This is a genomic window from Amycolatopsis australiensis (assembly GCF_900119165.1).
Classification (GTDB): Bacteria; Actinomycetota; Actinomycetes; order Mycobacteriales; family Pseudonocardiaceae; genus Amycolatopsis; species Amycolatopsis australiensis.
This window is the reverse complement of record NZ_FPJG01000006.1, coordinates 1,316,844-1,334,345: the sequence shown is the minus strand read 5'-3', so window position 1 is coordinate 1,334,345 and position 17,502 is coordinate 1,316,844. Positions and strand designations below refer to the sequence as shown.

At 72.0% G+C, this 17,502-nt stretch carries 18 protein-coding genes; 8 read left to right on the top strand and 10 right to left on the bottom strand.

The annotated features are described in order from the left end of the window. Positions 1-46: 46 nt before the first annotated feature. The 3 genes from BT341_RS07590 to BT341_RS07580 all read left to right on the top strand — a co-directional run bounded on the left by BT341_RS07590 (position 47) and on the right by BT341_RS07580 (position 3,916). The gene (locus tag BT341_RS07590) at positions 47-1,681 is read left to right on the top strand and encodes an ABC transporter ATP-binding protein (RefSeq protein WP_072475599.1); all 1,635 of its coding nucleotides are present in this window, start codon (positions 47-49) and stop codon (positions 1,679-1,681) included. Next, entirely contained in the window at positions 1,678-3,423 is a 1,746-nt protein-coding gene (locus BT341_RS07585) for an ABC transporter ATP-binding protein (RefSeq protein WP_072475598.1), read from the top strand. The genes BT341_RS07590 and BT341_RS07585 overlap by 4 nt, the downstream gene beginning before the upstream one ends. 64 nt (positions 3,424-3,487) lie before the next feature. Further along, positions 3,488-3,916 (top strand): TIGR03618 family F420-dependent PPOX class oxidoreductase, encoded by a 429-nt coding sequence (locus tag BT341_RS07580; protein ID WP_072481832.1) that lies wholly within the window; start codon positions 3,488-3,490, stop codon positions 3,914-3,916. 412 nt (positions 3,917-4,328) lie between these two features. Here the strand turns inward: BT341_RS07580 and purQ are convergent, their stop codons facing one another. Then, positions 4,329-5,006, bottom strand: a complete 678-nt coding sequence (gene purQ, locus BT341_RS07575; protein WP_072475597.1) for a phosphoribosylformylglycinamidine synthase subunit PurQ — start codon at positions 5,004-5,006, stop codon at positions 4,329-4,331. Next, positions 5,003-5,242: a phosphoribosylformylglycinamidine synthase subunit PurS gene (gene purS / locus BT341_RS07570; RefSeq protein WP_003056885.1), complete on the bottom strand. Its 240-nt coding sequence runs from the start codon at positions 5,240-5,242 to the stop codon at positions 5,003-5,005. The genes purQ and purS overlap by 4 nt, the downstream gene beginning before the upstream one ends. A 167-nt stretch (positions 5,243-5,409) precedes the next feature. On the opposite strand from purS, the gene BT341_RS07565 reads away from it, so the two are divergent. Further along, positions 5,410-6,978 carry a GMC family oxidoreductase gene (locus BT341_RS07565; RefSeq protein WP_072475596.1) on the top strand — a complete coding sequence of 523 codons (1,569 nt, stop codon included), beginning with the start codon at positions 5,410-5,412 and terminating at the stop codon, positions 6,976-6,978. Positions 6,979-7,083: 105 nt separating this feature from the next. On the opposite strand, the gene BT341_RS07560 is transcribed toward BT341_RS07565, so the two are convergent. Both BT341_RS07560 and BT341_RS07555 read right to left on the bottom strand, forming a co-directional pair. Next, positions 7,084-8,580 (bottom strand): aldehyde dehydrogenase family protein, encoded by a 1,497-nt coding sequence (locus BT341_RS07560; protein ID WP_072475595.1) that lies wholly within the window; start codon positions 8,578-8,580, stop codon positions 7,084-7,086. A 34-nt stretch (positions 8,581-8,614) separates the two neighbouring features. Continuing rightward, positions 8,615-9,754: an MFS transporter gene (locus BT341_RS07555; RefSeq protein WP_072481831.1), complete on the bottom strand. Its 1,140-nt coding sequence runs from the start codon at positions 9,752-9,754 to the stop codon at positions 8,615-8,617. A 61-nt stretch (positions 9,755-9,815) separates the two neighbouring features. Between BT341_RS07555 and BT341_RS07550 the strand changes: the two genes are divergently transcribed. The 3 genes from BT341_RS07550 to BT341_RS07540 are packed head-to-tail and all read left to right on the top strand — an operon-like array spanning position 9,816 to position 12,192. After that, positions 9,816-10,748 (top strand): DUF5937 family protein, encoded by a 933-nt coding sequence (locus tag BT341_RS07550; RefSeq protein WP_072475594.1) that lies wholly within the window; start codon positions 9,816-9,818, stop codon positions 10,746-10,748. 2 nt (positions 10,749-10,750) lie between these two features. Then, the gene (locus BT341_RS07545) at positions 10,751-11,521 is read left to right on the top strand and encodes a tyrosine-protein phosphatase (protein ID WP_245804905.1); all 771 of its coding nucleotides are present in this window, start codon (positions 10,751-10,753) and stop codon (positions 11,519-11,521) included. Positions 11,522-11,556: 35 nt separating this feature from the next. Next, the gene (locus tag BT341_RS07540; protein WP_072475592.1) at positions 11,557-12,192 is read left to right on the top strand and encodes an MBL fold metallo-hydrolase; all 636 of its coding nucleotides are present in this window, start codon (positions 11,557-11,559) and stop codon (positions 12,190-12,192) included. Here the strand turns inward: BT341_RS07540 and BT341_RS07535 are convergent. The 3 genes from BT341_RS07535 to BT341_RS07525 form a co-directional block, all read right to left on the bottom strand. After that, on the bottom strand, positions 12,189-12,884 hold the full coding sequence (locus BT341_RS07535; RefSeq protein WP_245804904.1) for a DUF2334 domain-containing protein: 696 nt from the start codon (positions 12,882-12,884) through the stop codon (positions 12,189-12,191). The two genes, BT341_RS07540 and BT341_RS07535, sit on opposite strands and share 4 nt — an antisense overlap. A 74-nt stretch (positions 12,885-12,958) precedes the next feature. Beyond that, positions 12,959-13,423: an NADPH-dependent FMN reductase gene (locus tag BT341_RS07530; RefSeq protein ID WP_072481830.1), complete on the bottom strand. Its 465-nt coding sequence runs from the start codon at positions 13,421-13,423 to the stop codon at positions 12,959-12,961. After that, positions 13,344-14,339 carry a phosphoribosylaminoimidazolesuccinocarboxamide synthase gene (locus tag BT341_RS07525; protein WP_072475590.1) on the bottom strand — a complete coding sequence of 332 codons (996 nt, stop codon included), beginning with the start codon at positions 14,337-14,339 and terminating at the stop codon, positions 13,344-13,346. The genes BT341_RS07530 and BT341_RS07525 overlap by 80 nt, the downstream gene beginning before the upstream one ends. Before the next feature lie 47 nt (positions 14,340-14,386). On the opposite strand from BT341_RS07525, the gene BT341_RS07520 reads away from it, so the two are divergent. Then, complete coding sequence (locus BT341_RS07520) at positions 14,387-15,193, top strand: SAM hydrolase/SAM-dependent halogenase family protein (protein ID WP_072475589.1); 807 nt, start codon at positions 14,387-14,389, stop codon at positions 15,191-15,193. On the opposite strand, the gene BT341_RS07515 is transcribed toward BT341_RS07520, so the two are convergent. From BT341_RS07515 to BT341_RS07505, 3 genes are read right to left on the bottom strand one after another with little or no spacing between them, the layout of a single operon-like run. After that, a complete protein-coding gene (locus BT341_RS07515) occupies positions 15,076-15,957 on the bottom strand; it encodes an MOSC domain-containing protein (RefSeq protein WP_072475588.1) in 882 nt (293 codons plus the stop codon). The two genes, BT341_RS07520 and BT341_RS07515, sit on opposite strands and share 118 nt — an antisense overlap. Positions 15,958-16,000: 43 nt before the next feature. Continuing rightward, positions 16,001-16,741: an amino acid ABC transporter ATP-binding protein gene (locus tag BT341_RS07510; protein WP_072475587.1), complete on the bottom strand. Its 741-nt coding sequence runs from the start codon at positions 16,739-16,741 to the stop codon at positions 16,001-16,003. Then, positions 16,738-17,502: an amino acid ABC transporter permease gene (locus tag BT341_RS07505; protein WP_072475586.1), complete on the bottom strand. Its 765-nt coding sequence runs from the start codon at positions 17,500-17,502 to the stop codon at positions 16,738-16,740. Before BT341_RS07505 ends, BT341_RS07510 begins: the two co-directional genes overlap by 4 nt.

Sequence of the window (17,502 nt, the reverse complement as noted above, 5' to 3'; positions counted from 1 at the left end):
GAAAATCGGTCGCCTTTGTCCCGGCCTCGGCTTACCGTCGGGAATCGTGCTTTCCGCCACATATCCCTTTCCGCCGCTGCGGCTGCCCGCGCGGCCGAGCGCGAGCCGGTTCCTGCTCGCCGTGTTCCGGGCTCGGCTCGGCACGGTGCTGGGCGCGGCCGCGCTCGGTGTCGTCTGGGCGCTGCCCGGTGCGCTGGTGCCGCTGGTGATCGGCCAGGGCATCGGTGCCGTCAGCGCGCACGACGGCGCCGCCGTCTGGCGGTGGGCGCTCGCCGCTGCCCTGCTCGGGCTGGTGCAGACGCTCACCGGGACGTGGCTGCACTTCCTCAACTACGGCCTGTGGCTGCACGGCGCCGGCTCGACGCAGCGCGCCGTGTCGGCGCACACCACGCGGATCGGCGCCGCCCTGCGTGAGCAGACGACCACCGGCAACCTCGTCGCGATCTCGACCACCGACGTCAACCACGTCGGCAACACCGTCGAGATGACCGGCCGCGCGTTCGGCTCGCTGCTGGCGTTCGTCGTGGTCGCGGTCTGGCTGATCTCGACGTCGCCGTTGCTGGGCGTGGTCGCGCTGGTCGGCGTGCCGGTCGCGGTGCTGGGCATCGGGCCGCTGCTGGCGCCGCTGCAGAAGCGCAAGGCGAAGCAGCGTGAGAAGCGCGGGGACGTCAACGCGCTCGGCGCCGACATCGTGTCCGGCCTGCGGATCCTGCGTGGCATCGGTGGCGAGCGGCGGTTCTTCACCCGATTTCGGGAAACGAGCCAGCGGGTGCGGCGGGCCGGCATCGACGTCGGCAAGGCCGAAGCGTGGCTGGCCGCGGCCGAGATCGCGCTGCCCGGCCTGGTCACCGTGGTGATCACCTGGCTCGGGGCGCGGCTGGCCGTGGCCGGCGAGATCGGCGTCGGGCAGCTCGTGTCGTTCTACGGCGTTTCGGCGTTCCTCATCTGGCCGGTCACCGCCGCGACCGAGGCGGTCGGCGCGATCACGTCCGGCCTGGTCGCCGCGCGCAAGGTGGTGGCGCTGCTGGCGCTGCGCCCGAAGCTGGCCGACCCCGAGACGCCGGTGCCGCTGCCCGACGGGCCGCTGGAGCTGGTCGACACCGAGTCGGGCGTCCGGGTCGCGCCCGGACGGCTGACGGTCGTCGACTTCGGCGCCGAAGGCGAAGCGGTCGCCGACCGGCTGGCCCGGTTCGCCGACCCGGCCGAGGGCGAAGAGGTGCTGGTCGGCGGCGTGCGGGCGGACCAGATCGCGCTCGCGGAGCTGCGGCGGCGGGTCGTCTACGCGCACAACCAGGACATCTGGTTCTCCGGCGTGCTGCGCGAGCAGCTGACGCCGGCGCGGCCGAGCGACGTGAGCATCGCCGAAGCGCTGTACGCGGCCGACGCCGACGACATCGTCGAGGCGCTGCCGAACGGCGTCGAAGAGGTGATCGGCGAGCGCGGCCGCGAGGTGTCCGGCGGTCAGCGGCAGCGGCTGAACCTGGCCCGCGCGCTGGCGACCGGCGCCGACGTCCTGGTGCTGGACGAGCCGACCTCGGCGGTCGACGCGCACACGGAGGCTCGCATCACCGAACGCGTCGCGCGGCTGCGGCGCGGCAAGACGACGGTGGTGTTCAGCCAGAGTCCCTTGTGGACACATGTGGCGGACGAGGTCTACACGAAGAAAGCAGTGACGGTATGAAACGGCTCCCCACGGCGTCCCGGCGGGACGTCCGGCGCTGGGCGCTGAAGACGGCGATGGGCCACAAGCGCGAGTTCGGGCTGCTGCTCGGCGCGCTCGCGGTGGCGACGCTGATCGGGCTCGCCGGGCCGCAGCTGCTCGGCACGCTGGTCGACGACGTCGCGGCCGGCACGACGACCGGCCGTGTCGACGTGCTGGCGGCCGCGTTCGTCGGGATCCTGGTGCTGCAGGCACTGGCGCGGAAGGTCGCCCGGATGCGCGGTGCGGTGTTCGGCGAGCTGGTGCTGGCCGAGACGCGCGAGGAGTTCGTCGGGACGGCGCTGCGGCTGCCGCTCGGCACGGTCGAGGCGGCGGGCACCGGCGACCTGCTCAGCCGCGCCACCACCGACCTCGGCCGGATCGACCACGCGGCGCGGTTCGCGGCGCCGGAGATCCTGATCGCGGCGGTGACCGTGGTGTTCACCGTCGTCGCGATGGTGTGCACGTCGCCGCTGCTCGCGCTGGGCCTGCTGATCGCGCTGCCGCTGCTGGTCAGCGTCAACGTCTGGTACCAGCGGCGGATCCCGTCGGTGATGCAGTGGATGCTTGACCGCTGGGCGGACCTGACCACGAGCGTCCACGAGACGGCGGAGGGCGCGCGCACGGTCGAGGCGCTCGGGCTGACCGAGCGGCGGATCGGCGCGGCGTACGACGCGCTGGACCGCAGCATCCTCGGCGAGCGCCGGATGCGGGCGCTGCAGCTGCGGTGGCTGCCGTCGCTGGAGATCAGCTACGTGCTGCCGATCGCGGTGATGCTGCCGCTCGGGCTGCTCGCGTACACGCGCGGCTGGGCCGGGCTCGGCGAGATCACCACGATGCTGCTGTACGTGCAGGCGATGGCGGCGCCGCTGAACGAGGCGTTGTTCTGGCTGGAGGACCTGCAGGTGGCGGCGGCCGCGGCGCGCCGGATCCTCGGCGTCCGGTCGGTGGCCACCGAGGAGGCGCCGAAGGTGACGGAAGTGCCGCGCGGGCGTGACATCGACGTCGACGGCGTGCGGTTCGCGTACACGGCCGACCGCGAGGTGCTGCACGGCATCGACCTGCGGGTGCCGCGTGGCGAGCGGCTGGCGATCGTCGGGCCGTCGGGCGCGGGCAAGTCGACGCTCGGCCGGCTGCTGGCGGGCATCGCGGCGCCGACGGCGGGCTCGGTGCGGATCGGCGGCCAGGACGTCTCCGCGCTCGCCGACGACGTCCTGCGCGGCGAGGTCCTGCTGCTGACCCAGGAGCACCACGTGTTCTCCGGGACGCTGCGGCAGAACCTGGCGCTCCCGGCGCGTCGCGAGGGCGGCGACTGGACGGACGACGAGCTGCTGGCGGCGCTGGAGTCGGCGGGGGCGTCCGACTGGGTGGCGTCGCTGCCGGCCGGCCTCGACACGAAGCTGGGCTCGGGCGAGCACCCGGTGCCGGCGGCGATCGCGCAGCAGCTGGCGCTGGCCCGCGTGGTGCTGGCGGACCCGCACACGCTGGTGCTGGACGAGGCGACGTCCCTGCTGGACACGGGCTCGGCGCGGGACCTGGAGCGGTCGCTGAACAGCGTTTTGGCGGGGCGGACGGTGATCGCGATCGCCCACCGGCTGCACACGGCGGCGGCGGCCGACCGGGTCGCGGTGGTCGAGGGCGGCCGGGTCACGGAGCTGGGACCACACGATCAGCTGCTTTCGGCGGGCGGCTCGTACGCGCGTCTGGTGGCGGCGGCTTCGTAGTCCGGAATGTCCGGTGCGGTCGACGTGTTGCTCCCCAGGAATGGCCTTCTACCTGGGGAGTGACATGTCGTCGTTCGTGATGACCGCGGCGGAGCGCGAAGAGTTCCTGAGCGGGGTGCACGTGGGGGTGCTGGCGGTGGAGCGCGCGGACCGGGCACCGCTGGCCGTCCCGGTCTGGTACGACTACTCGCCGGGCGGCGAGCTGCTGATCTGGATGGAACGCGACACGGTCAAGGACAGGTCGATCCGCGCGGCCGGGCGCCTGAGCCTGGTGGCGCAGGACGAGAACCCGCCGTACAAGTACGTGACGGTGGAGGGCCCGGTGGTGGCGAACGACGAGCCGCCGACGCGCGAACAGGCGTTGCGGATCGCTGAGCGGTACTGGCCTGCGGAGCAGGCGACGGCTTACGTCGACTCCGCCTTGGGTGAGAATTCGGTGCTCGTGCGGGTTCGGCCGGAGAAGTGGCTGTCGAACGACCAGAGCAAGGGTTGACGTGGTCCGGGGCTGTGGACAGGTTGGGTCTGCAGCCCCGGAACTGTCGGTGGCCGTCGGTAAAATGGATGCCGGGGGCCGAGGGCCGCCCTGCGCACGGTGAGCTGGCTGGACGCGTCAGCGGGGTTGCGCGAGCGCCGAGTCCCGGGATGGACGCATGGACACGCGTCATCGGGAAGCCGACACCGACTCCGGCCGGCAGCGTGGCCGGACCCGCTTCCCCCTGTTTCCGGGCTCCGGCCGAGGCGCCGGCGAGCCCGGAGCACGCTGGAGATGACCGATCACCTGACGGCGATCCCGCCACCGCCCATCCCAGCTGCGGCGGTGGCAACGGCTCGATTGCACGCGTGATCAGGCAGCCGACCCGCGTTGAGACCTCGGCTCGCGGCCGGGAGCGCCCGGCCGCGGAACCTCAGGCCTTCACCAGCGCGTCGACCGCGCTGTAGAACATGCCCAGCCCGTCGTCCGAGGGGCCGGTCAGTGCGTCGATCGCGTGCTCCGGGTGCGGCATCAGCCCGACCACCCGGCCGTTCTCGCTGCGGATGCCCGCGATGTCGTTGCGCGACCCGTTCGGGTTGCCGCCGACGTACCGGAACACCACGCGACCCTCCGCCTCCAGCTCGTCCAAAGTGGACTGCTCGGCGACGTAGCACCCGTCGATGTTCTTCATCGGGATCAGGATCTCCGCGCCGGGCTCGTACCGCGTCGTCCACGCCGTCGCGTTGTTCTCCACCCGCAGCCACTGGTCGCGGCAGATGAAGTGCAGGCCCTGGTTGCGGATCATCGCGCCCGGCAGCAGGCCCGCCTCGCAGAGGATCTGGAACCCGTTGCAGATGCCGAGCACCGGCATGCCCGCGCGCGCCGCCTCGATCACCGGCGTCATCACCGGCGCGAACCGGGCGATCACGCCCGCGCGCAGGTAGTCGCCGTAGGAGAAGCCGCCCGGGACGACGACCGCGTCGACGTCGTGCAGGTTCTCGTCCGCGTGCCACAGCGGCACCGCTTCGCCGCCGGCGTAGCGGACCGCGCGGGCCGCGTCGCCGTCGTCGAGCGTGCCCGGGAACGTGATGACGCCGATGCGCGCGCTCACGCGTCCACCCGCTTGATCGTCCACTGCTCGATGACCGGGTTGGCGAGGAAGCCTTCCGCGATCTTCTCGAGCGTCGCGTCGTCGACCGTGTCGTCGACCTCGATCTCGAAGTGCTTGCCCTGGCGGATCTCGGTGATCCCGGTGAACCCCAGGCGGCCGGCGGCGCCGAGTGCGGCCTGCCCCTGCGGGTCGAGGATTTCGGGCTTCGGCATGACGTCGACGACGACTCGGGCCACGGCAGGCCGCTCCTTAAAAACGCAGGTCGTGGGTACCTCGCCAGCATAGTTGACGAGGTCGGCGGCGCCCGCGCCCAGGTGGCGAGGACCACCGGGAAACCTAGACTGGCCCACGGCGCGGTGCTGCGCCATGATGAGTCGTTGACATCTCGCCAACAGGAGGCATCGTGGCCGTCCAGGAGTCCTACGACTACGTCATCGTCGGCGCCGGGAGCGCGGGCTGCGTCCTCGCGAACCGCCTCACCGAAGACCCGTCGGCGCAGGTCCTGCTGCTCGAAGCGGGGGCGGAGGACACCGCGGACGAGATCCACATCCCCGCCGCGTTCCCCTCGCTGTTCAAGACCAAGTGGGACTGGAACTACGAGACCGTCGAGCAGAAGCACACCGGCAAGCCCGCGTACTGGCCGCGCGGCAAGATGCTCGGCGGCTGCTCGTCGATCAACGCCATGATCTACATCCGCGGCAACCGCGCCGACTACGACGGCTGGCGCGATCAGCACGGCGCCGAAGGCTGGGGCTGGGACGACGTCCTGCCGTACTTCAAGCGCGCCGAGGGCAACCAGCGGCTGGACGGTCCGCTGCACGGCACCGACGGCCCGCTGCACGTCGAGGACCGCCGGTTCACGCACGAGCTGTCGCACGCGTGGGTCGACTCGGCCGTCACGTGGGGCCTCAAGCGCACCGACGACTTCAACGGCGAAAGCCAGGAAGGCGCCGGCGTCTACCAGGTGACCTGCAAGAAGGGCCGACGCTGGTCCACCGCTGACGCCTACCTGCGCCCGGCGCTCGACCGCCCGAACCTCACGGTGAAGACGTGCGCGCCGGCCACCCGGGTCGTCTTCGAGGGCACGCGGGCGATCGGTGTGTCCTATTTGGACAAGGGCGTCGAGCGGACCGTGCGCGCGTCGACCGAGGTCCTGTTGAGCGGCGGCGCGGTGAATTCACCGCAGCTGCTGATGGTTTCGGGTGTCGGACCGGCCGAGCACCTGCGCGAGCACGGGATCGACGTCGTCGCCGCGCTGCCGGGCGTCGGCGAGAACCTGCACGACCACCCGGCGTGCGGGATCATCTGGTCGACGCGCGACACGACGGACCTGGTCGACGCGGCCACGCCGTTCGGGCTGGTGCGCTACCAGCTGACCCGCCGCGGGCCGCTGGCGTCGAACATCGGCGAGGCGGGCGCGTTCTTCCCGACCACGGACGGCCTGCCCGCGCCGGACATGCAGGTCCACGTGGCGCCGACGTTGTTCTACGACAACGGGTTGCGCGAGCCGACGGTCCCGGGTTTCACGTCGGCGGCGACGCTGGTGGACGTGGCCAGCCGGGGCCGGCTGCGGCTGAAGTCGGCCAATCCGTTGTGGAAGCCGGAAATCGACCCGGCTTACTACTCGGAGCCCCGCGATCTGGAGACGATGATCGCGGGGTTGCGGGCGCTGATCGAGATCGGCCGGTCGGGGCCGTTGCGGCGGTTCCTGGACCAGCCGTTCCTGCCCGCGCGGCACGATCTGAGTGACGCGGAGCTGGCCGAGCACATCCGGGAGAACACGCAGACCCTCTATCACCCGGTCGGGACGTGCGCGATCGGGACGGTGGTCGATCCGCAGCTGCGGGTTCAGGGGGTCGAAGGACTGCGGGTGGTGGACGCGTCGGTGATGCCGGTGGTGCCACGGGGGAACACGAACGCGCCGACGATCATGGTGGCGGAGAAGGCGGCGGACCTGATCCGGGGGCGGTGAGGTTCCGGCGGGCGGGGTGGCCCTCGGCCCCCGGTATCCAGCTTACCGGCGGGCACCGACAGTTCCGGGGCTGCGGACCTGAGTTGTCCACAGCCCCGGCGCTGCTCAACGCTTGCCGTGGAGCACCGTCACCAGCTTTGCCACCAACGCGTCCGTCGACTGCTTGCGGCTGAACGACGTCAACGTCAACGGGGCCGTGAACCGCTGCCGCGCGATGGCCTTCGTCCTCGCGAACTCGCGCAGGCCCTCCGGGCCGTGGATGCGGCCGAAACCCGAGTCGCCCACGCCGCCGAACGGCAGTGAAGCGATGCCCGCGAACGACAGCGGTGCGTTGATCGCCGTCATGCCCGTGCGCAGCTTCTCCGCCAGCTCCACGCCGCGGGACTTCGAGAACACCGTCGAACCCAAGCCGTACTTCGTGTTGTTCGCCCGCTCCACCGCTTCGTCCATGTCGCGGACCTTCGCGATCGTCACCGTCGGGCCGAACGTCTCCTCCTTGACCGCTTCCGAGTCCTCGGGGACGTCCACCAGCACCGTCGGCTGCGCGTACCGGTCGCCCACCGCGTCCTCGCCGCCCAGGACCGCCTTGCCTCCCCTGGCCAGCGCGTCCTGAATGTGGCGCTTGATCACGCCCAGCTGCGACGGCATCGTCACCGGGCCGTACTGCGCCGCCTCGTCCGAGCCCGCTCGGACGTCCTTCGCCTTCTCGACCACCTTCGCCACGAACTCGTCGTGCACCTTCTCGTGGACGTACACCCGCTCCACGCCGATGCACGTCTGGCCCGAGTTCGAGAACGCGCCCCACACCGTCGCGTCGGCCGCCGCGTCCAGGTCGGCGTCCGCGTCCACCAGGACCGGATCCTTGCCGCCCGCCTCGATGACCACCGGCGTGAGCGTCTCCGCCGCCGCCGCCATGATGCGCTTGCCCGTCGCCGTCGAACCCGTGAACGCGATCTTGTCGACGCCCGCGCCGACCAGCGCCGCGCCCGTCTCGCCGAAGCCCGTCACCAGCTGCAGCACCGGCTGCTCCGGGACGACCTCGGCGAACGCGTCCACCAGCCACTTGCCCACGCCCGGCGTGTACTCGCTCGGCTTGAACACCACCGCGTTGCCCGCCGCCAGCGCGTACGCGATCGAGCCGAGCGGCGTGAACACCGGGTAGTTCCACGGGCCGATCACGCCGACCACGCCCAGCGGCTGGTACTCGACCGTCGCCGCCTGGTTCGACATCAGCAGCCCCGCCGAGCGCTTCTGCTTGCCGAGCACCTTGCGAGCGTGCTTGCCCGCCCAAGCGATGTGCTCGATGGCCAGGACGCTCTCCAGCTGCGCGTCGGCGATCGGCTTGCCGGTCTCGTCGCGGACCACCTGGCACAGCTGCGGCAGCCGCCGCGTCAGCACGCCCTTCCAGGCGCGAAGCCGCTCCGCGCGCCCGGCGAAGCCGAGCCCTTCCCACCACTTCGCCGCGACGCGCGCCCGCGCCACGGCCGCTTTGACGTCCTCGGCCGTGTGGATCGGGTAGGTTCCGACCACCTCGTCGGTCGCCGGGCTGAGCGAGTCGAAGGTCTCGCCGACCGACGTCGGCTTCGGCTGGACGGCAGTCATCGGCGTCTCCCGTGAGGTCGAGGGTCAGCCCAGGTTACGACGTTACTGACAGTGTGCCAATAGCTCGTGCGGGCTTCCGCACCAGCATTACACCGGTGACCGCCGCGGCAAAGACACCGAACAACGGTGCGAGCCACAACGGCAGCACGCCGACGGCCAGCGAACCCAGCCCGAAGCCGGCCGCTTGCACCGTGAAGCTCAATGAGAACCCCGATGACCTGCGGTTTTTCGGCAGCAGCCGCTGCAGGTTGACCGACGTCGCCGCGACCAGCGGCCCACCGCACGCGCCGATCACCGCCGCCGACGCGAGCAGCCCGGCCCAGCCGAGGTCCGCGGCGAGCCCGATCCCGCCGGCGACGAACCCGCCGAGGAACAGCCGCGGGTCGCCGATCTTCCCGCGCCACACGTAGCCCGCGCTGCCCGCGATGCTCGCCCCGGTCAGCACGGCGATCACGACCGGGGCCGCCGTCTCCGCCGCGCCCAGGCGCTGGACCAGCGGCAACGGCGCGACCTCGATCGTCGACGTCAGCAGCCCGATGGTGAAGGCGCAGCCGAGCCACGGCAGGTAGGCGACCGGTCGCACGGACGGCCCAGCTTCGGTGGAATCCACACTTTCGTGGGAACTCGCGCGGCGCGGCACGAGCGCGGCGGAGGCCACGCAGGCGGCGGCCATCGCGGCCAGTGGCACGAGCGGACCGGCCAGGTCGAGCAGCGTGACCAACGCGGGCCCGCCGACGAGCACGCCGTCGAGGATCATCGCGTCCACGGAAATCGCGCGGGGCAGCAACGCGTCGTCGACGGTGTCGGCCAGCAACGTCCGGAACCCGCCCGACAACGCCCCGCCGGTGATGCCGGGAAGCAGGACGAGCGCGGCCAGGACCGGCGCGGGAGCGTCGGAGGCCGACGCGAGCACGGCGAACCCGGCCGCGGTCAGCAGCAGCAACACGGGCAGGCCGCGCGCGGGGCCGACCCGGTCGAGCAGCCGGCCGACCGGCACCGCGCAGACCATCTCGGCGGCCACGAGTACCGACATCAGCACCCCGCCGAGCCGGTAGGAACCGGTCATGGCCGTCGTGCGCAGGGTGAACGCGAGCGGCGCCATGGTCGACGGGAGCCGCGCGAACTGGACGCCGGCCGACCAGCGCCAGTAGGCGCGATGGGTGAACAACGACATGCCGCCAGCGTCGTTCGCCGCCCGGTCGAGGCACACTGATTCGGGTGAGGACGAATCCGCGATGATCGAACTGGTCCTGACGGCGGCCGGCGCGCAACGCGTCCGGTTCGCGATCTCGCCGCTGGAGGAGGTGCTGGGCGCCGTCCAGGCACTGCTCGGCGTCCGGCGGCACCCGGCGCACCCGGCGTGGCTTTCCGGCGCTCCCGACGTGCCCGAGCTGGCCGCGGTCCTGAGCGCGCGGCACTACATCACGGAGTTCCTGAGCCCGCCGCCCGACGGCCCGGAGACGACCGCGGAGGCGCAGCTCGAGGCCGTGCGCGCGACGCCGCCGTCGCAGGTGGCGTTGGAGCTTTCGATGGTCGACGCCGACCTTTCGGCGCTGCCCGCCGACCCGGCCACCGCGCGCGACCTGCTGGCCGGCCAGCTCGAGACGGTGTGGCACGCGCTGCTGGCCCCGAAGTGGCCGCGGCTGCGGGAGCTGCTGGCGGCGGACATCGCGTACCGGACGCGGCAGCTGGGGTCCGGTGGCATCGCGGCGATGCTGGCCGGGCTGCACCCGCGCGTGCGGCTCGCGGAGACATCAGTGCTGGTCGACGTCCGGGCACGCGAACGGCTGGAGGTGGACGCGCGCGGGCTGCTGCTGATCCCGGCGGTGTTCGCGTGGCCGAACGTCGGGGTGGTGACGGTGCCGCCGTGGCAGGTTTCGCTGCTGTACCCGGCTCGCGGAGTGGCTTCGCTGTGGACGTCGGCCGCGGCACCACCGGAACCGCTGGCGGAGATCCTCGGCCGCACGCGGGCGCTGCTGCTGGCGACGCTGGACGAACCGGCGGCGACGACGGAACTGGCCCGGCGGCACGGCTTGGCTCCGGCGACGGTTTCGGCGCACCTCACGGCGTTGCGCGCGGCGGGACTACTGGCGTCGGAACGGCGGGGTCATCGGGTGCTGTACCGGCGCACGGAACTCGGCGACGCGTTGCTGACCGGGAAACTGTGACTGTGACCAGAGCAGTGGCGTGGGACGGCTTCTACAACACCAGGGACCTCGGCGGCCTGCCGACGCGTTCGGGCCGCACGACCCGCCGCGGCGCATTCTTCCGGGCCGCGGACCTCCGGTTCGTGACCGGCACCGGCTGGGCGCAGGCGCTGGAGTCCGGCGTGCGGACCGTCATCGACCTGCGCAACCCCGACGAGATCCGGCCGACAGCGGACTCCCCGACGTCGCTGGCAGGGTCCGCGCGGTTCGCCGCCGCGGACGCGGCGATCACACCACCGGGCATCGACCGCGTCGAGGTTCCCCTCGACGACATCGACGACCTCGGGTTCTGGCGGTACGTCAACCGCGAGCGGCTGAACGGCACCCCGCTCTACTACCGCGTCTTCCTCGATCGGAAGGCCGGACGCTGCGCCGCCGTCATGGAAGCGATCGCCCGGTCCGCCCCCGGCGGCGTCCTGTTCCACTGCGGTGCCGGGCGCGACCGGACCGGTCTCGTCGCGCTGCTGCTGCTGGCGCTGGCCGACGTCGACGCCGGCGCCATCGCCGCGGACTACGACTTGTCCGCCGAAGCCGTGAAACCGCTGTTCGCCGCGATGGGCGCCGAAGACCAGGGGTCGGCCATCGCGGCGCTCCTCGCGGAGCGGGGCACGACGACCGCGGCGGCCGTCCGCGACACCCTCGAAGGGTTCGACGTCGAGCGGTACCTCCTCGACGCCGGGGTCGCCCGCGAGGACATCGCCGCGATCCGGCGCCGGCTCGTGGACCGGGACTAGGCTGGAAATCGACCACGCCTGAAGGAGAACCATCGATGCGTATCGTCCATTTCGGACACGCCTGCCTGTTGCTGGAGACCGGCTCCGAGCGGATCCTGATCGATCCCGGCGTCTTCTCCACCGGGTTCGAGGGTGAACGTGAGCTGTCCGCCGTGCTGATCACGCACCAGCACTTCGACCACCTCGACGCCGAGCGGCTGCCGAAGGTGCTCGAGGCCAACCCCGGTGCCAAGCTCGTCGTCGATCCGGGCTCGGCTCCCGAGGTCGAGAAGCTGGGACTCGCCTTCGACGTCGCGAACGTGGGTGACGCCTTCGCCGTCGGGAACACCTCGATCAAGGCCGTCGGCGGGGAGCACGCTGTCATCCACTCCGACATTCCGGTCATCCCGAACATCGGGTACGTCTTCGACGACGGCGCCTTCTTCCACCCCGGCGACTCGTTCTTCGTGCCCGAGCAGAAGGTCGACGTCCTCGGCCTGCCCACCGGGGCGCCCTGGCTCAAGGCCGGGGAGGCCGTCGACTACCTGCGGGCCGTCGCGCCGCGGATCGCCGTGCCCATCCACGAAGCCGTGCTCGCCAACCCCGCCATGCACTACGGCCTGTTCGGCAACCTCGCGCCCGAAGGCACCGAGGTCAAGGTCCTCGAGCGGGCCGAACCCACGACGCTCTAGGCCGCCACCGTGCGCAGCGACCCGTAGGTCGCGCCGTACGCGCGGTTCTCCAGAGCCACGTCCACCGCGTCGAGCAGGGCCTGGCGGAGGCCGGGGCGGGTCAAGTCCGTGGCGTCCACCCCCAGCCGGACCAGCCCGCCCCGGCGGGCCGCGCGCGCCGCCGCCAGCACCAGCGCGAAGCAGCGCACCGTCTCCGTGCGGTGCGACTGGCTTGTGAACTCGTTCACGCGGGCGCGGCGCACCTCGCCGGTCACCAGGTCGCGCACCGCGCCCAGGTCCGCACACAGCCGGAAGCCGTGCTCGGCCAGCGCCTGCAACGTGCCCTGTGACGCGATCCAGCGCGGCGGCGCGAAGCCGTCGACTGACAAGCCCGCCGTGTCCAGCAACGCCTTCGCCGCGATCAGCCGCAGCCGCGCCTCGTGGGCCGGCAGCGTCGCGAACTCCGCCTTCTTGCCCAGGTAGACCGTGCGGTGCGTGGGCGTGACCGTGTGGTCGTAACCGTGCAGCAGCACGGAATCACCGAGCCGGGCGCGGGTGCGCACCCACTCCGTCACCGGGCCTTCGCCCGTGCGGGCGGCGTACAGCACCGACAGCGGCACCCTGCGGCGGTCGAGCTCGGCCGCGAGGTCGGCACAGCGGTGCAGCGTGCGCGGGGTGATTCCCGACAGCGAGACCAGCAAGCGAGCGTCCACGACCCCATTGGGACGCACGCGTCTGAAACCCGCGTGAACGGCGCAGAACGGGCGGGAGACCGTTGCCGGAAGGGTCAGATCCCCTCGCGCAGCCGCTGCACGGCCACCGCGATCCGGCCGCGCAGGTCGGGGTCGGCCACCTGGCCGTCGGCCACCGCCGCGCGCGAGACCGGGATCCGCGCGCACGCCTCTTCGACGATCTTCGCGCCCGCGTAGGTCAGCACCTTGCGCAGCGAGTCGTGCGCGTCGCGGCCACCCGTCGGCGCCGCGACCGACGACGCGTTGATCCACGCCACCGGCTTGCCGTACATCTCGCCGCCGCCGACCGTCCAGTCCAGGAGGTTCTTGAACGAGCCCGGCAGGCCACCCGCGTACTCCGGCGTGCAGATCAGGACCGCGTCCGCCGCCCCGATCGCGGCCCGCAGCTCGGCGACGGCCGCCGGCAGCGGGTCGCGGTCGTCATCCGGGTTGAAGTGCGGCAGGTCGCCGAGGCCGCTGTACGTCTTGCTCGCGGTGAGGGTCGCGACGGTCCCCAGCACCGCCGCGTTGCCCGAGCCGGCCCGCAGGCTGCCGCAGATCAGCAGGATCACGCGGCCAGTCTGCCAGGGACAGCCCGGTGATGCGGTGGTACGCCTCGACGTACCGCTCGCGCGTGGCCGTCACCACTTCGGGTGGCAGCGGCGGCAGCTCGGACACGCAGTCCCAGCCGGAGGACGGGCCGACCAGCCAGTCGCGCACGTGCTGCTTGTCGAACGACGGCCGCGGACGGCCGGGCCGGTGGTCGCCGGCGAGCCAGTACCGCGCCGAGTCCGGCGTCAGCAGCTCGTCGGCCAGCACCAGGCCGCCGTCCGCGCCGATGCCGAACTCGAACTTCGTGTCGGCGAGCACCAGCCCCTGCTCTGCGACCCGCGCGGCACCCCGGCGGTACAGCTCGAGCGAGGCTTCGCGGACCTCTTCGGCCAGCTTGCGGCCGAGGACGGACACGAACGTGTCGAAGTCGATGTTCTCGTCGGGCTCGCCCGGCCGGGCCTTCGTGGACGGGGTGAAGATCGGCTCCGGCAGCCGGGCCGACTCGGCCAGCCCCGGCGGCAGCTCGACCCCGCACACCGACCCCGACCTGCGGTAGTCGGCGTACCCGCGGCCGGTCAGGTGACCCCGGACCACGGCCTCGACCGGCAGCATCTCGAGCCGCTCCACCAGCAGCGCCCGGCCGCGGACCGCCTCGGGGATCCGGGGGCCGTCGCAGGCCACGAGGTGGTTCGGCAGCACGTCGGCGAGCTCGCGGAACCAGAACACGCTCATCGCGGTCAGCACCCGGCCCTTGTCGGGGACGGGAGTGGGAAAGACGTGCTCGAAGGCGGAAATGCGGTCGGAGGCGACGATCAGCAGGTGGTCGTCGCCCACCGCGTACAGGTCGCGGACCTTGCCGGTGGCGAGCGCGGGGAGGGGTGTCACGCGCTGAACCCTAACGGGCACCCTCCGCCACCATGGATGATGCTGGCATGGCGTACGACTGGATCTCGGTGACCACCGACTACGGCCTGCGCGACGGCTTCGTGGCGGCCTGCCACGGCGTGATCGCGCGGCTCGCGCCCGCGGTGCGGGTGATCGACGTGACCCACGAGGTGCCGCCCCAGGACATCCGGCACGGGGCGATGGCACTGGCCCAGACGGTGCCGTACCTGCCCGAGGCGGTGCACGTCGCCGTCGTCGACCCGGGCGTGGGCACCGAACGGCTCGGCGTGGTCGTCGTCGCGGAGCGCGGGCTGCTGGTCGGGCCGGACAACGGCCTCCTGCTGCCCGCCGCGCAGGCGCTGGGCGGCGTGCGGGCGGCCTACGAGCTGACCGAGCCGTCGCTGCGGCTGCCGGTGACGTCGGCGACCTTCCACGGGCGCGACGTCTTCGCGCCGGCGGCCGCGCACCTCGCGCTGGGCGTCCCGCCGTCCGACTTCGGCGACCCGGTCGCCGAGCTGGTCTCGATGCCGGAGCCGTTCGTGGCCGCCTTCCCCGGCAAGCTCGTGTCCGAGGTGCTGACCGTCGACCACTTCGGCAACGTCCAGCTCGCGGCGACCCCGGCCGACCTGGAGCTGTCGGGTTTGTCCGGTGCGGTCTCCGTGCACAGCGAGCGCGTCGCGGTCAGCACGGTGATCGGGCGGACGTTCGCGGACGTGCCCGCCGGGGCGAGCGTGCTCTACACGGACTCCGCGGGACGGCTCGCCGTCGCGGTCAACGGCGGTTCCGCGGCCGCCGTGCTCGGGCTCGGGCCCGCCCAGGAGTGCACGATCACCTCGTCGCCGGCCGAGACCTGACCCGGGCGCAGCACCGCGGCCTTCATCCCGAAGGTGACCCCGCCGTCCGGGTGACGGCGGTAGGTGGCGAGCGTGCGGATCGGCTCGGGGCCGGCCTTCGCGCCGGTCTCCTGGTCGACCATCGGCACCGTGCAGCGGACGCACTGCTTGGCGTAGCCGAACTCCGCGGTGCCGGCGGTCATGGCGCGGACCTCGTCCTCGGTGTGCGGCTCGGTCCAGCCGGAGATGACGACGTTGGGCCGGAAGCGGTCCATCGGCACGGGCTCGCCGCCGCGTTCGAGGATCCGCGCGTTCAATCCGTCCAAAGAGGACTCGGAGGCGACGAGCAGCGCGTGCCCGTCGGCGAACGCGGCCGTGCCGGGTGTTTCCCCGCTGGTGACGCGCTCGTGGTCCGGAGCGACGTGGATCAGCACGGACGGCGTTTTCAGCAGGTCCGAGAACCACTCGGCGGCCTCGGCACCCTGGTGGATGCCTTCGCCCTCCCAGGAGAACGTCGACCCCGGGTGGCGCGGGCCGTCGCGCCGGATGTCGACGACGAGGTCTTCCTGGCCGGGCGCGGACAGCGCGAGCTGCTCCCCGAGCACGCGCGGCCGGACCGACGCGAGCACGGGGTAACGGCGCTGGCTGCGGAAGTCACCGTCCGGCGCGACGACCTGGAAGACGCGGTCGTGCGCCAGCCCGGCCGGGGTGACCTCGGTGGCCGGCACCGAAGTGCCGGCACAGCCCTTGACCGGGTAGTACGTCAGCCGCGCGATCCTCGCCATGCCCGCAGGCTACCCGGGCGGCCGCCGGTCAAGCCCGCCGTTTTCACAGCACCTGGGACAGGAAGCGCTGCAGACGCGGGCTCTGGGGCTCGTCGAAGATCCGGGCCGGCGGCCCCTGCTCCACGATCCGGCCCGCGTCCATGAACGCCACCTCGTCGGCCACGCTGCGGGCGAAGCCCATCTCGTGCGTCACCACGATCAGCGTCAGGCCGCGGGCGGCCAGGCCCGCCATCAGGTTCAGCACCCCCTTGACCAGCTCCGGGTCGAGCGCGCTGGTGGCCTCGTCGAACAGCATCACCTCGGGGTCCATCGCCAGCGCCCGCGCGATCGCCACGCGCTGCTGCTGGCCGCCCGACAGCGCGCTCGGCCGGTACGGCGCCTTGTCCGCCAGGCCGACCTCCGCAAGGCGAGCCCTGGCGATTTCCGCCGCCTCTTCCTTGCCCAGCTTCTTCACGCTGCGCAGCGGCAGCACGATGTTGTCCAGCACGCTCCGGTGGCCGAACAGGTTGAAGTGCTGGAACACCATGCCGACGCGCTGGCGCAACGCGTCCGGGTCGGACCTGATCACCGACTCGCCGTTGAGCAGCAGGTCGCCGGAATCCGGCTCCTGCAGGCGGTTCACGCACCGCAGCAGGGTCGACTTGCCCGAGCCGGACGGCCCGATGACGCACGTCGTCTTACCGCTCTCCACGCGCAGGTCCACTCCGCGCAGCACCTCCAGCGTGCCGAAGCGCACGTGGATGTCCCGCAGCTCCACACTCGACGATCGCACCGCCGTCGTCACGAGACGACCTTCCCGCTGGAGACCAGGTCCAGCTCGTCATCCTCGCCCGGGTCGTCGACGCGCACCTTGCGGCCGGTCCGGAGCTTCTTGTCGATGTAGTTCACCAGGTGCGTCAGCGGGACCGTGATCACCAGGTAGACGAACCCGGCCGCGACCAGCGGCGACAGGTTGCCGGTGTTGGCCGCGAGGTCCTGGCCGATGCGGAACAGCTCGCGCTGCTCGGACAGCAGCCCGAGGAAGTACACCAGGCTGGAGTCCTTGATCAGCGCGATGAACTGGTTCACCAGCGCGGGCAGCACCCGTCGCACGCCCTGCGGGATGATCACCAGCAGCATCGCCTTGCTGTAGCTCATCCCGAGCGCCCGGCTGGCTTCCAGCTGTCCGTTGTCGACACTCTGGATGCCGGACCGGAAGATCTCGCCGATGTAGGCGGCCGCGATCAGGCTCAGCGCCAGGATGCCCAGCGGGTACGGGTTGGTGCCGACGACGCCCCGCGCGAGCGTGCCGAGACCCTGGCCGATCACGAGGATCGTCAGGATCGCCGGCAGCCCGCGGAAGATGTCGGTGTACACCCGCGCCGGCCACCGCAGCCAGATCTTGGTGGACAGGCCCATCACCGCCAGCACCATGCCGAGCACGGTGCCGATCAGCGCGGACGTCACCGCCAGGATCAGCGTGTTGAGCAGGCCGGTTTTCAGCAGATCCGGGAAGACCTGCCAGATGTACTCCCAGTCGAGGAAGGTGTCGAAAAACTGTTCCAT